The sequence below is a fragment of the Streptomyces olivaceus genome (assembly GCF_000721235.1).
Taxonomy (GTDB): Bacteria; Actinomycetota; Actinomycetes; order Streptomycetales; family Streptomycetaceae; genus Streptomyces; species Streptomyces olivaceus.
On the sequence record NZ_JOFH01000004.1, the window covers coordinates 356,495 to 368,322 of the forward strand.

Genomic DNA, 11,828 nt, shown 5'->3' on the forward strand with positions numbered 1-11,828 from the left:
AGATCCACGACCGTGGACCGGGCACACGCATCACGGATCACGGATCACGGATCACGCCGACTCCGCACACCGGCCGCCCCGCCGCGGGAAGCGGCGGGGCGGCCGGCCTGCGGGCGGCCCGTCAGCACGGTGTGGTCACCATCAGCTTCTCGAAGGAAGCCATGCAGTCCGGGCAGTGTCGTGCCCGGTCACCGTCGGATGCCTCGATACGCTCGCGGAGCTGCTGTCCGCACAGGGTGGCCGCGGCCTGTTTGGCCAACACGTGCCACACCAACGCTCCGCTCGTCTTCTCCGGGCCCACGCACATTTCGTACATGTTCGGCCTCCCAGCCTGGACGCCGCTGACACCCTCCAGGAGACACCGGTTCGGCCGCGACCAGTAGCGCTCGGGGTCCATTCGGGTGACGGCCGGGGTGGCCGACCGGGGCCGCCGCCCACCCCCAGGGCTGCAAAAGGTAGGCCGACCGGCCGTACAACGGTGGTGGGCGGCGCCGCCGCGGGCCATGTGCCGACGTCCCGTCAGGACGCGCGTACGCCGGTGACGGCGAAGCCGTCGACCATTGCGACGAGGTCCCGCGCCGGCCGGTCCGTGTCGAAGGCGTCCGGCGGGAGTCCCGCCCAGCCGCAGACCCGCGGGTGAGCACCGCGCCCGCCTCGTCGAACAGCACCACGCGGTCGCGCCCGCTCCAGGAGCACACGGCCTCGTCCCAGGCGGCCTCGACGTGTCGGTGCGTCCATGGCGGGTGGGTGCCCCCGGGTGGCGGGCGGACACCCGCCGCACGGTCCGGCCGCGCCCTGACATTTGTCAGGGACACCGAAGCGCCGATCGTCCCTAGAGTGCTGAGTGCACGCAGGGGGTGCCGTCCGGCGGTTCACCGGTAGCGGCCGGCGGCACATCGACACATGGGGGACTCACATGACCGTTCGCCCGATCACCAGGATCGCGCTCGTCGGGGCCGGGGCGCTCGCGCTGCTCGGCCCGCTCGCCGCGACGTCCGCCTCCGCGGTCTCCGAGGACGCGCGGGGCGGCGACCGGGTGCTGGCAGCGCCGTACGCCGTCGAGCCGTACGAGACTGTCAACGTCCGTTCCGGACCGGCCCGTTCCTACGACAAGGTCGGCTCGGTCACGGCCGGCCAGCCGCGCGGAGCGTACTGCTGGACCCGTGGCGAGACCATCAGCGACCACGGCTACACCAACGACGTCTGGGTGCAGCTCGTCGAAGGTTACGTCAGCGCCGTCTACCTCAAGGGGAACGAGTACGGCGACCTGCCCGCCTCGGCGCGCTGCTGACCCGGACCCGGCCGTCGGACACGCAGTCGGCTCTACACACGCACACACACATGGGGGAAAACACATGAAGCGACTGATGCGCCACTCCGTCACCGCGCTGGCCGCGGCCGCGCTCGCCGTCGGCGGGCTCGCCACCACGGCCCAGGCGGCCGAGGCCGCGCCGAGCGGCGGCGACCCGACTCTGACCGACGTCTACATCTGGGCGACGGACGTCAACCTCCGCCAGCAGCCCACCACCGACTCCAACGTGCTGGCCGTCCGCTCCACCTACTGGCTGGACGCCGTCTGCCAGAAGAAGGGGCAGTACGTGAACGACCCGGCCGTCGGCGGCAACAGCTGGTGGACGGCCGTGCAGGAGTTCTCGGGCAGTGACATCGCCTGGGTCAACAACCTGTACCTGCGGGGCGGCGAGAAGATCGCGGGCGTTCCGGACTGCTGACGCGCGCCGGGGTGAGGAAGGTGCGGGCCGGTCCTCCGGCCCGCACCTTCGCGTTCAGTACAGCTTGTCCACGGCCGTGGCCGCGGTCTGTTTGAAGTCGGCCACCTGCGCGTGCTCGAACGTCCCCATCTGCCCCCACTGGACGACGGTGACGGCCCGGTCGTCCCGGCCGACCGAGAGCAGGTTGACGTCCGAGGCGCCCCATTCGGCGACCGTGTGGACGCCGTAGACGTGGGCGCCCTCCTCCACGTCCAGCTCGCCGTAGTCCTTCTGCGTGGCGGTGATGCCGGGGTACTGCTCCGCGATCCGGCGCGCGCAGTCGGCCAGGTCCGCGCGCAGCAGCTCCGCAAGCCGGCGGGCGCGCGGGGTGCTGCGCTCGACGACGGTGACCTGGAGGGCGCCGGTGTCCATCTCGGTCCAGTACCGGCGGTGGGAGGCGAGGGACGGCAGCGCGTCGCCCACGCACATCGGCAGCGGGTCCGGCTGCCCGGCGGTGACCGGTCCGGCGTACCAGTCGGAGGAGGGGTGCGGCGGGAGTTCGGCCGGTTCCAGGAAGGCGGGTGCCCCGCCGGAGCGCGGGGTCGCCGCGGTCGCGGGGACGGTGGTCACGGCGACCGCGGCGCCGGCCGCCAGGGCGGTCACGGCGGCCAGGAGCGCTCGGGCACGTACTCGGGCTCGGACAGTCATGCTTCCCCCATGTCGGTCGCCGGCGCGGTGTCGGGCCGGTACGGCTTTCCCTGTACGACCCGGCACGACCGTCATGGGTTGCCCCCGCGGCCGTCACGGTTTGCCGTACGACCGTCAGGGGCTGCCCTCGTCAGCCCGCCGCGTTGTCGGTGCGCATCCGCACCTGCTCCGCCAGCCGCCGCAGGCTGCCGTCGAGCGCGTCGGCCACCGCGGACTCGCCGGGGTCGTGGCTCTCGTCGAGGAACGACAGGTGCACCGTCACCTCGCTGGCCCCGCTGTCGAGTCCGGCGACCTGCAACCAGCCGGCGTAGGCGCCGTTCTCCCGGGTCCCCCATTCGAGCCGCATCTGCTCGGGCCGGGAGCTGAGCAGCGCCGGGGTGTCGTGGTCGGTGCCGTCCTCGTGCACGGTGACGGCGGGCGGCTCGTCCGGTTCGACGTGCAGGTCACCAGGGAGCCAGGTCTCCAGCTGCCCCACGTTCGCGGCCTGGTCGAAGACCTGCTCTGGCTGGGCGGGCATGGTGCGGGAACGCTCGTACTCGGTCATGCGGCACCACTCCTCGGCGATCGGGACTGCGTCGGGTCGTATGTCGGGCGTACGTCTGCGCGTATGTCAGGGCGTGTGTCGGGGCGTAGCTCGGGTGTCTAGGCGTATGTCGGGGTCGTTCCGGGTGAACGCGTGCCCCGGTCCGTGCGTCCGAAGCGCGCCGCGGACGATCCGCGGCCGCGCGGTCGCCGGCTCACACCTCGTGCCCCCGCGCACGCAACCAGGCGTGCACGGTGTCCTTGTCGGACGGTGTGATCCGGACCGGTCCCGCCACGTAGGGCCCCTCGTCCTCGGTGAAACCCGTGTCGGTGACCCGGGCCGTCACCCAGGTGGCCAGGTCCTGGGCGGACCGCTCGGACAGAGCGCCGCGTTCCCAGCCCGTGCGGGCTTCGCGGGCCGCGTCGGTGTCGTGCCGCTCGGTCTCGGCCAGCCACGCCCCCGCCAGCCGCTCCACGGTCCCGCGGTCCTCGGACCCGGGTACGTCCCCCGCTCGCATCGGCTTGTCGCTCATGCCGTCCGGGTTCCCCGTTTGCCGCGGATGCCCCGCCCCGGCCCGCCTCCGGCGTCGTACCGGCCCGCGGGCGCCGGGTACCCGCGCGTCCCCGGGGACGGCCGGAACCGTGCCGCCTCAGGACCCCGCCGGATCCTCCGTCGTACGCCCGAGGCAGATGACGTCCGAGGAGTCCAGGCCGGCCGCCGCGATCTCGTGGAAGCCCAGCCGGTCGTAGAACGCCCTGGCCTGAGTGTTGGCCGTCGCCATGACGAGGTGGACGGCCGGTACGCCGCGCTCCCGCAGCGCCCGCCAGAAGGTCCGCATGAGGGCCCGGCCGTGCCCGCGGCCCTGCCAGTCGGGCAGCAGGTCGATGTGGAGGTGGGCCGGATGGCCGGCCAGTTCGGGGACGATCATCCGCTCGGGATCGTGCAGCAGGGCCGCCATCACCTCGTCCGGGCTGCCGGGCGGTCCCTGCGGCGCCGGGTAGCGGTCCGCCACGCGCGGCAGCCACTTGGCGCGGAACTCCTCGGCGAAGCGCGGGGTGTCGGCGGTACCCAGGATGTAGCCGACCGCGCGGCCGCTCCCGTCGTCCAGCACGAAGGCGAGGTCGGCGTCCAGATGGACGTAGGGCGCGGCGAAGACGGCGGGCAGGACGGAGGGGTCGGCGTACACGGGCCGGCTGTCCCGGCCGTTGTGCGCGGTGCGGACGCAGATGTCGTCGAGCGCTTCGGCGTCGGCGGGCCGGTACGGGCGTACGAAGGCAGTCGGGTTCACCTCGGCATCCTGCCCGCGTGAGAGCGCTCTCACAAGCGGTCCGCTTCGATCGGCGGGGCCCGGGTACCCGGCGCCCCGGCACAGTGGCGGATGTCGGCGGGAGGCCGGTGATGGAGGACTCCGAGGACCGGATCGCGCGGCCCTGGGGCGGCAGGACGCCCCACCGCCGGGGCGGGACCTGGCCGGCCAGGGTGGACACGTTCCTCGCGGACGGCATGCGGCCGGAGTCGGTCGAGCGGTGGGTGCAGTCGGCGTCGATCCTGCACTCCGACGGCGACGCCATGGACATCGCGGTGGCCGACGGCCGGATGGTGGGCGTACGGGGCCGGGACGTGGACCGGGTCAACCGGGGGCGCCTCGGCCCGAAGGACCTGTACGGGTGGCAGGCCAACTCCTCGCGGGACCGGCTGACCCGGCCGCTGGTGCGGCGCGGCGGGCGGCTGGTGGAGACCGACTGGGACACCGCGATGGATCTGGTGACCGCCCGCTCGCGCGAGCTTCTCGACGAACGGGGTCCGGGCTCGATCGGTTTCTACACCTCCGGCCAGCTGTTCCTGGAGGAGTACTACACGCTCGCGGTCCTCGCCCGGGCCGGCATCGGCACCAACCACCTGGACGGCAACACCCGCCTGTGCACGGCAACGGCCGCGGAGGCGCTGAAGGAGACGTTCGGCTGCGACGGACAGCCCGGCAGCTACGACGACATCGACCACGCCGACGTGATCGCCCTGTTCGGACACAACATCGCCGAGACGCAGCCCGTGCAGTGGATGCGGCTGCTCGACCGGCTGGAGGGGGCGGACCCGCCGCGGCTGCTGTGCGTGGACCCCCGGCCCACGCGCGTCGCCGAGCACGCCGCCGTCCACCTGGCACCGCGCGGCGGCACGAACGTGGCCCTGCTCAACGCGCTGCTGCACGAGACGATCCGGCACGACCGGATCGACCGCGACTACATCGAGGCCCACACCGTCGGGTTCGACGAGCTGGCCGCCCGGGTCGCCGGCTGCACCCCCAAGTGGGCCGCGGAGATCTGCGACCTGCCGGCCGCCCGGATCGAGGAGGCGGCCGAACTCGTCGGCACCACCGACGCGTTGCTCTCCACCGTCCTCCAGGGCGTCTACCAGTCCCACCAGGCCACGGCCGCCGCCGTGCAGATCAACAACCTGCACCTGGTCCGCGGCATGCTGGGCCGCCCGGGAGCGGGCGTCCTGCAGATGAACGGGCAGCCCACCGCCCAGAACACCCGTGAGTGCGGTGCCAACGGCGACCTGCCGGGCTTCCGCAACTGGCAGAACGACTCCCATGTCGCCGACCTCGCCCGGGTGTGGAACGTCGAGCCGGAGACCGTCCCGCACTACGCGCCGCCCACCCACGCCATGCAGATGTTCCGGTACGCCGAGCAGGGCTCGATCCGGATGCTGTGGATCAGCGGCACGAACCCGGCCGTGTCGCTGCCCGAACTCGCCCGCGTCCGCTCGCTCCTGACCCAGGACCGGCTGTTCACGGTGGTGCAGGACATCTTCCTCACGGAGACCGCGCAACTGGCCGACGTGGTGCTGCCCGCCGCGACCTGGGGCGAGAAGACCGGCACGCTCACCAACGCGGACCGCACGGTGCACCTGTCCCGCAAGGCGGTGGACCCGCCCGGCGAGGCACGGCCCGACCTGGACATCTTCCTGGACTACGCCCGGCGCATGGACTTCCGGGACAAGGACGGCGGTCCGCTCCTCACCTGGCACGACCCGGAGTCGGCGTTCGAGGCCTGGAAACGGTGCAGCGCGGGCCGCCCCTGCGACTACACCGGCCTGTCCTACGCCAAGCTCCAGGAGACCAGCGGCATCCAGTGGCCCTGCGACGAACGGGCCCCCGAGGGCACCGCCCGGCTCTACACGGACGGCTTCGCCTGGGCCCACCCGGACGTGTGCGAGAGCTACGGCAAGGACCTGGAGACCGGGGCCTCGCAGGAGGTCGTCGAGTACCGCTCCCTCAACCCGGACGGCAGGGCGATGCTGAAGGCCGCCGCCTACCTGCCTCCGCACGAGGAGCCGGACGAGCGGTACCCGTTCCAGCTGACCACGGGCCGCACCCTCTACCACTTCCACACCCGCACGAAGACCGGCCGGGCGCCCCAGCTCAACGGTGCCGCCCCGGACGTGTGGGTCGAGGTGTCCGTCCCGGACGCGGACCGGCTGGACCTGGCCGAGGGCGACCTGGTCGAGGTGAGCAGCAGGCGCGGCTCGCTGCGCGGACGGCTGCGCGTGACCGGCATCCGGCCGGGCCTGCTGTTCGTGCCCTTCCACTACGGCTACTGGGACACCGAGGGCGGTTCGGGACCGGGCCCGGACGCTGCCGGACGGGCGGCCAACGAGACGACGATCACCGACTGGGACCCGGCCTCCAAGCAGCCTCTGTTCAAGACGTCCACGGCCGCCCTCGCCCTCGTCGAGCGCGGCGACGGCGCTCCTTCCCCCGCCCCGACCACCACCGCGTCGGCACCGGTCCCGGCCGGCGCCGCGCGCCCCACCACCGGCGGACCCGCGGCCCGCGCGACGCAGCGGCCCGCCGCCTTCCCGCACGCCCATGAGGAGGGCGCCCAGTGAACGGCATCAACCTCACCCTGCGCGTCCTGCACCGCGGCGAACGGCACCTGGCCCACGACCTGGTGACCGCGGCCGAGCGGCACCGCACCGAGCACGAGGTGCACCATGTCGCCACCGACCTCGCCCGCTGGTCGCAGGAGCACGTCCGCCGGCTGGCCGAGGTCGCCGCACACCACGGCGTGCGCCTGGGCGGTCCGCCCGGACACGACGCCGCGGACGGTGTCTTCGCGACCCTGCGCAAGAAGGCGTCCGAGGCCGTGGTGCACCGCCCCGAGCCCGGCCTCCTGCTCCTGCGTGATCTGCGGGAACTGCATGTCGCCGCCGCGGAGAACTCGCTGCACTGGGAGATGCTGGCCCAGGCAGCGCAGGCGTCGAGGGACACCGAGCTGCTCCGCCTGGCCTCCGGCTGCCACCCGCAGACGCTGCGCCAGATGCGCTGGACGAACACCATGATCAAGAACCTGTCGCCGCAGATCCTCACGAGTCTGTGACCTGAGCACGGGTATGCGACCCGGGCGAACGGCGTACGGGCCGGTACTCCACCCGGACCGCCGAGATGGCGCCCACCCACCCGGGGAACGGATGATCCCACTGAACTCCGGGACCTTTCCCGAGACCCCTCGTCCGAGACCCCTCGTCCGAAACCCTCTTCCGAGACCTCCTTCCGAGACCTCCCTCAGAGAGCGAGACAGCGTCATGAGTCTTCTGCGTACGGCCGGCCGTCCCCTGCTCGCCTCGATGTTCGTGGCGGGCGGCCTGCACTCCCTGCGCAGGCCGGCCGACGTGGCACCGGCCGCCGAGCCGATCGTGCGGCCGGTGACCGAGCGCGTCGCGCTGCTGCCGGACCGCACGGAGCACCTCGTACGGCTCAACGGCGCCGTGCACGTGGCGGGCGGGCTCATGCTCGGACTCGGCCGCTGCCCGCGCCTGGCGGCGCTGGCCCTGGCCGCGACGCTGGTCCCCACCACTCTGGCGGCGCACCGGTACTGGGAGGCGGAGGACCCCTCCGAACGGGCCCAGCAGCGCATCCACTTCCTGAAAAACCTGTCCATGATGGGCGGGCTGCTGATCGCCGCCGACGACACCGGCGGCCGTCCGTCGTGGTGGTGGCGCGGCCGGTACGCCGCCCACGGCCTGCGGCACGACGCGCACTTGGTACGCCGGTCCGTCCGGGCCACGGCGGGCCCCGCGGCGAGGGCGGGCGGCGTTCGGGCCAAGCTGGGCGCCTGAACCCGGGGGGGGCGGCCCGCGCGGCACGCCGAGGTCCTGGACCAGGTGGGCGAGAAGGTCCGCCGGGCGGCCAGCAGCGAGTCACACCCGCCGCTGAGCCGTACGCCCGGTCTCGACGGCGGCAGGCGGACCGGTCTGCCCCCGAAAGGCCGCGACGGTACGCTCCAGACCGTCCTGCCAGCCCACGCCGGGCAGCCAGCCGAAGATCTCGCGGGCGAAGCCCGTGACCGGGCGGGGCCCGCCGGGCGGCTCGTCCCGCCCGTCGACGAAGGCCAGCGGCGAGCCGGAGCCGGTCAGGTCGATCACCCGCCGGGCGATCTCCACGGCTGTGGGCTCCTCGTCGCCGCCGAGGTCCACGGGCCGTACCGACCGCCCGGCGGCGACCAGCAGTACGCCCTCGACCATGTCGTCGACGTAGCACAGGGCGTGCGGCCGGCCGCCGTCCCCGGCAACGGTGACCGGCCGCCCGGCCAGGGCCTGCTCGATGAAGGCGCCGGTCGGGCCCCCGCCGTCCGTGCGCATGCCGGGCCCGTACCCGGCGAACAGCCGCACGATGCCGGCGTTCGCGCCGTGGGCGCCCGCGTGGGCGGCGACCAGGGCCTCGGCGAACCTGACGGCCTCCGCACCGGCGCTGTGCGCGCCCACCGGGTCGGCGCCGCCCGCCGGGGGCTCCACGGGCGGTGAGGAGGCGAGCAGGAAGCGGGCGCCGTCCCGCCCGGCGACCGTCAGCGCGGCGCGGGTGCCGACGCCGGCGGCGTCGAGGATCCGCACGGCCCGGTCGGAGGGCGCAGTCGGCGCCGCGGGCCCCGCCAGATGCAGGACCAGGCCGTAGGGGCCGGTGAGCGCGTCCGCGCAGCCCGGTTCGGCGATGTCCCGTTCGAGGAAGCGGAAGCCGGGCCGGCCCGCCAGATGGGCCACCTTCTCGGCCCGTCCGGTGGAGAGGTTGTCGAGGCAGTCCACCTGGACGCCCGCGTCGAGCAGCCGGGTGCACAGGTGTGATCCCAGGAAACCGGCCCCGCCGGTCACCAGGGCCCGGGACCAGGACGGCCCCGTTCCGCAGCCCGGACCGAACGCCGCCATCGGCATCATGAGGACGACCTTTCTCCCCCGGCGAAGCGCTGACGAGCCGGCCCCGAGTTCCCCAGCGGGCCGTTTGCATGCGTTATGTGTGAGCAACCGCACTCGCCCGGCCAAGTGGGCCCCGGCCCCCCTTCCTTGGGCCGCGGACCCCGGCTCGGGCGAGCCCGGCCGGCCATGACTCACCGGTCCCTTCTGCCACGATGGTCGGCGCCGTATCCGGCCCCCGGGAACGGCCGTGCAGCGCAGCCGGCCTTCCCTGCCCTACCCCTTCCGGGTCCACGACCCGTTGTCGAGTGGCGCCACCGTGTCTTCTTCCTCCCCCTCCGCACCGTCCGAGTCCCGTTCGCCGTGGCGCTCCCTGCGCTACCGCAGCATGCGCTGGTGGTCGGTCGCGAACTTCGTGTCCAACGCCGGTACGTGGATGCAGCTGACCGTGCAGAACCTGCTGGTCCTGCAGATCACCGGCTCGGCCGCCGCGACGGGCCTGTCCATGTCCGTCCAGGCCGCGCCCGCCCTGCTGATCAGCGTGTTCGGCGGTGCGGCCGTGGACCGCTGGCCCCGCAAATTGACCGCCGCGGTCAGCCAGGCACTGCTCGGCGCGGTGGCGTTCGTGACCGCGCTGATGGTGGCGCTGGACCGGATCGACGTGGCCTCGCTGATGGTGCTGGCCGCCGTCACCGGCATCATCGCCACCGTCGACGGCCCGGCGTGCTCACTGCTGGGCAACGACCTGGTTCCGGCACGGGACGTGCCCTCGGCGATCGGCGTGGGGGCACTGGTCCACCAGGCGGGCCGGCTGACCGGCGCGGCGCTGGCGGGCGTGACCGTCGGTTTCCTCGGCACGGCCGCCGCGTACGCCGCGAACGGGCTGTCGTTCCTCTTCGTGGCCTCGGTCATACCCTTCCTGCGCCCGGCGCGCGGCGCGGTGCGGCACGGCGGGACCGTGCGGCGGAGCGGTGACAGCGACGGAAAGGGCGACGGCGACGCCATGACCGTCCGCCAGGGCCTGGCCTTCTTCGCCCGCCGGCCCCGGCTGCTCGCGCTGGCCGGTGTCACCGGCGTCAGCGCGGTCTTCGGGCGCAACTACCAGCTGACCCTGGCCGTACTCGTCACCGGACCGCTCGCGGGCGGCGCGGGGTCCTTCGGCACCGTCTCCACGGTGCTGGCGGTCGGCGGCATCGTCGGCGCGGTCCTGGGCGCCCGGCTGCGCAGGCCCTCGGTACGGGTCGTGGGCGCGCTGGCGGCCGCGGGCGGGCTGCTTCAGGTGGTGGCCGGGCTGTCGCCGTCCCTGGCGGTGCTGCTGGTGATGGTCCTGCCGATGGCCGTGGTGGAGTCCGTCTCGGACACCGCGGGCACGGCCGTGCTCCAGACCGACCCGCCGGCGCACATGCGGGGCCGGGTGCTCGGGGTGTGGGGCAGCATCGGCACGGTGTGGGGGCTGGGCGGCCCGCCGGCGCTGGGTCTCCTGATGGAACTGGCCGGCGCACGAGGGGCGCTGATCGCGGGGGGTCTGATCATCGCGGGGTCGATCGGGGCGGGGTACGCGCTGCGGGAGCGGAGGGTGGCGGGGCCGGTGCTGGTCGAGGCGGCATAGCCGTCGGCCGGGGCGGCGCTGGGCCCGGCGTTTCCCCGGTACCCGGCGTTTCCCGGTGCCCGGCGTAGGTGTGGGCGAAGGGCGGACAGGCGCGGACGAGCCACGGGGAGATCGCAGCGATGACGGGGGAGAGATCCGCGTCCACTGCCGAGCCGTCCGAACCGCTCGTCGTGGGGAACACGGGGTCCGTGGAAACCGTGCCCCGCGGCCCGCGGGGCAGAGAATGGCCCGGCAAGCGCCCTCTGCGTGGTCTCGGCCACACCCACCACCGTGTTGACCGTCGTCCTTACCCAGCGGTGCGACTCTTGGCTGCGTTCGTCGATCACCGGGTGCCCGCCCGGGCCCCCGGTGCGGAGGAAAAACCCTGAGCCCGAGCCACGCCGTCCTCTCCGAGGCCGTCTCCGCCGCCCTGCTGCTGGGCGTCCTGGCCTTCGCCGTGCTGCGCCCCAGAGGGTTGCCGGAGGCGGCCGCCGCCGTACCCGCCGCCGCGCTCGTCATGGCGCTGGGCGCCGTCACCCCGCAGCAGGCGTGGGAGCAGACCCGCACCCTGCTCCCGGTCGTCGTCTTCCTCGCCCTGATCCTGATGCTGGCGTTCCTCTGCGCGAAGGAGGGCCTGTTCGAGGCCGTCGGCGCCGCCGTGGCACGCCGGTGCGGCGGGAGCCCGCGGCGGCTGCTGACCGGCGTGTTCGCGGTGGCCTGCTCGGTCACAGCCGTGCTCAGCCTGGACGCCACCGCGGTCCTGCTCACTCCGGTCGTCCTCGCCACCGCGGCCCGGGCCGGCGCCCGGGCCCGCCCGCACGTGTACGCGACGGCGCACCTGTCGAACTCCGCCTCGCTGCTCCTGCCGGTCTCCAACCTCACCAACCTGCTGGCGTTCGCGGCCAGCGGGCTGACCTTCACCCGGTTCGCCGCGCTGATGGCTCTGCCCTGGCTGGCCGCGATCGCCGTCGAGTACGCCGTCTTCCGCCGCTTCTTCCGTACGGACCTGACCGCCCCGCCCCCCGCCGCCCCCCCCCCCCCTCCCCCCCCCCCCCCCCCCCCCCCCCCCGGTTTGTTCCTTTCCCCTGGCTGGCCGCGATCGCCGTCGAGTACGCCG

The 11,828-nt window shown here is 73.9% G+C and carries 12 protein-coding genes; 7 read left to right on the forward strand and 5 right to left on the reverse strand.

From position 1 onward, the window contains the following. Positions 1-916 precede the first annotated feature (916 nt). Together IG94_RS0107745 and IG94_RS0107750 are read left to right on the forward strand one after the other, a co-directional pair. Positions 917-1,291 carry an SH3 domain-containing protein gene (locus IG94_RS0107745; protein WP_031032844.1) on the forward strand — a complete coding sequence of 125 codons (375 nt, stop codon included), beginning with the start codon at positions 917-919 and terminating at the stop codon, positions 1,289-1,291. Between the two features lie 64 nt (positions 1,292-1,355). After that, complete coding sequence (locus tag IG94_RS0107750; protein WP_031032846.1) at positions 1,356-1,730, forward strand: hypothetical protein; 375 nt, start codon at positions 1,356-1,358, stop codon at positions 1,728-1,730. 54 nt (positions 1,731-1,784) lie between these two features. Here the strand turns inward: IG94_RS0107750 and IG94_RS0107755 are convergent, their stop codons facing one another. The 4 genes from IG94_RS0107755 to IG94_RS0107770 all read right to left on the reverse strand — a co-directional run bounded on the left by IG94_RS0107755 (position 1,785) and on the right by IG94_RS0107770 (position 4,228). After that, positions 1,785-2,417 (reverse strand): hypothetical protein, encoded by a 633-nt coding sequence (locus IG94_RS0107755; protein WP_031032847.1) that lies wholly within the window; start codon positions 2,415-2,417, stop codon positions 1,785-1,787. 130 nt (positions 2,418-2,547) lie between these two features. After that, a complete protein-coding gene (locus tag IG94_RS0107760) occupies positions 2,548-2,961 on the reverse strand; it encodes an SRPBCC family protein (protein WP_031032849.1) in 414 nt (137 codons plus the stop codon). Positions 2,962-3,154: 193 nt separating this feature from the next. Beyond that, on the reverse strand, positions 3,155-3,472 hold the full coding sequence (locus IG94_RS0107765; protein ID WP_031032850.1) for a hypothetical protein: 318 nt from the start codon (positions 3,470-3,472) through the stop codon (positions 3,155-3,157). 117 nt (positions 3,473-3,589) lie between these two features. Then, complete coding sequence (locus IG94_RS0107770) at positions 3,590-4,228, reverse strand: GNAT family N-acetyltransferase (RefSeq protein WP_031032857.1); 639 nt, start codon at positions 4,226-4,228, stop codon at positions 3,590-3,592. 110 nt (positions 4,229-4,338) lie between these two features. On the opposite strand from IG94_RS0107770, the gene IG94_RS0107775 reads away from it, so the two are divergent. The 3 genes from IG94_RS0107775 to IG94_RS0107785 all read left to right on the forward strand — a co-directional run bounded on the left by IG94_RS0107775 (position 4,339) and on the right by IG94_RS0107785 (position 8,058). Next, positions 4,339-6,828 carry a molybdopterin oxidoreductase family protein gene (locus tag IG94_RS0107775; protein ID WP_031032859.1) on the forward strand — a complete coding sequence of 830 codons (2,490 nt, stop codon included), beginning with the start codon at positions 4,339-4,341 and terminating at the stop codon, positions 6,826-6,828. Next, entirely contained in the window at positions 6,825-7,319 is a 495-nt protein-coding gene (locus tag IG94_RS0107780) for a hypothetical protein (RefSeq protein ID WP_031032861.1), read from the forward strand. Before IG94_RS0107775 ends, IG94_RS0107780 begins: the two co-directional genes overlap by 4 nt. 205 nt (positions 7,320-7,524) lie before the next feature. Then, complete coding sequence (locus IG94_RS0107785) at positions 7,525-8,058, forward strand: DoxX family protein (RefSeq protein WP_031032862.1); 534 nt, start codon at positions 7,525-7,527, stop codon at positions 8,056-8,058. 81 nt (positions 8,059-8,139) lie between these two features. On the opposite strand, the gene IG94_RS0107790 is transcribed toward IG94_RS0107785, so the two are convergent. Beyond that, entirely contained in the window at positions 8,140-9,147 is a 1,008-nt protein-coding gene (locus IG94_RS0107790) for an NAD-dependent epimerase/dehydratase family protein (RefSeq protein ID WP_052410581.1), read from the reverse strand. 364 nt (positions 9,148-9,511) lie between these two features. Here IG94_RS0107790 and IG94_RS0107795 point away from each other — a divergent pair, with 364 nt between their 5' ends. Both IG94_RS0107795 and IG94_RS0107800 read left to right on the forward strand, forming a co-directional pair. Beyond that, the gene (locus tag IG94_RS0107795) at positions 9,512-10,732 is read left to right on the forward strand and encodes an MFS transporter (RefSeq protein ID WP_031032865.1); all 1,221 of its coding nucleotides are present in this window, start codon (positions 9,512-9,514) and stop codon (positions 10,730-10,732) included. A 364-nt stretch (positions 10,733-11,096) separates the two neighbouring features. Next, positions 11,097-11,828, forward strand: a 732-nt coding sequence (locus IG94_RS0107800) for an SLC13 family permease (protein ID WP_248783061.1), incomplete at its 3' end; no start/stop codon positions are given.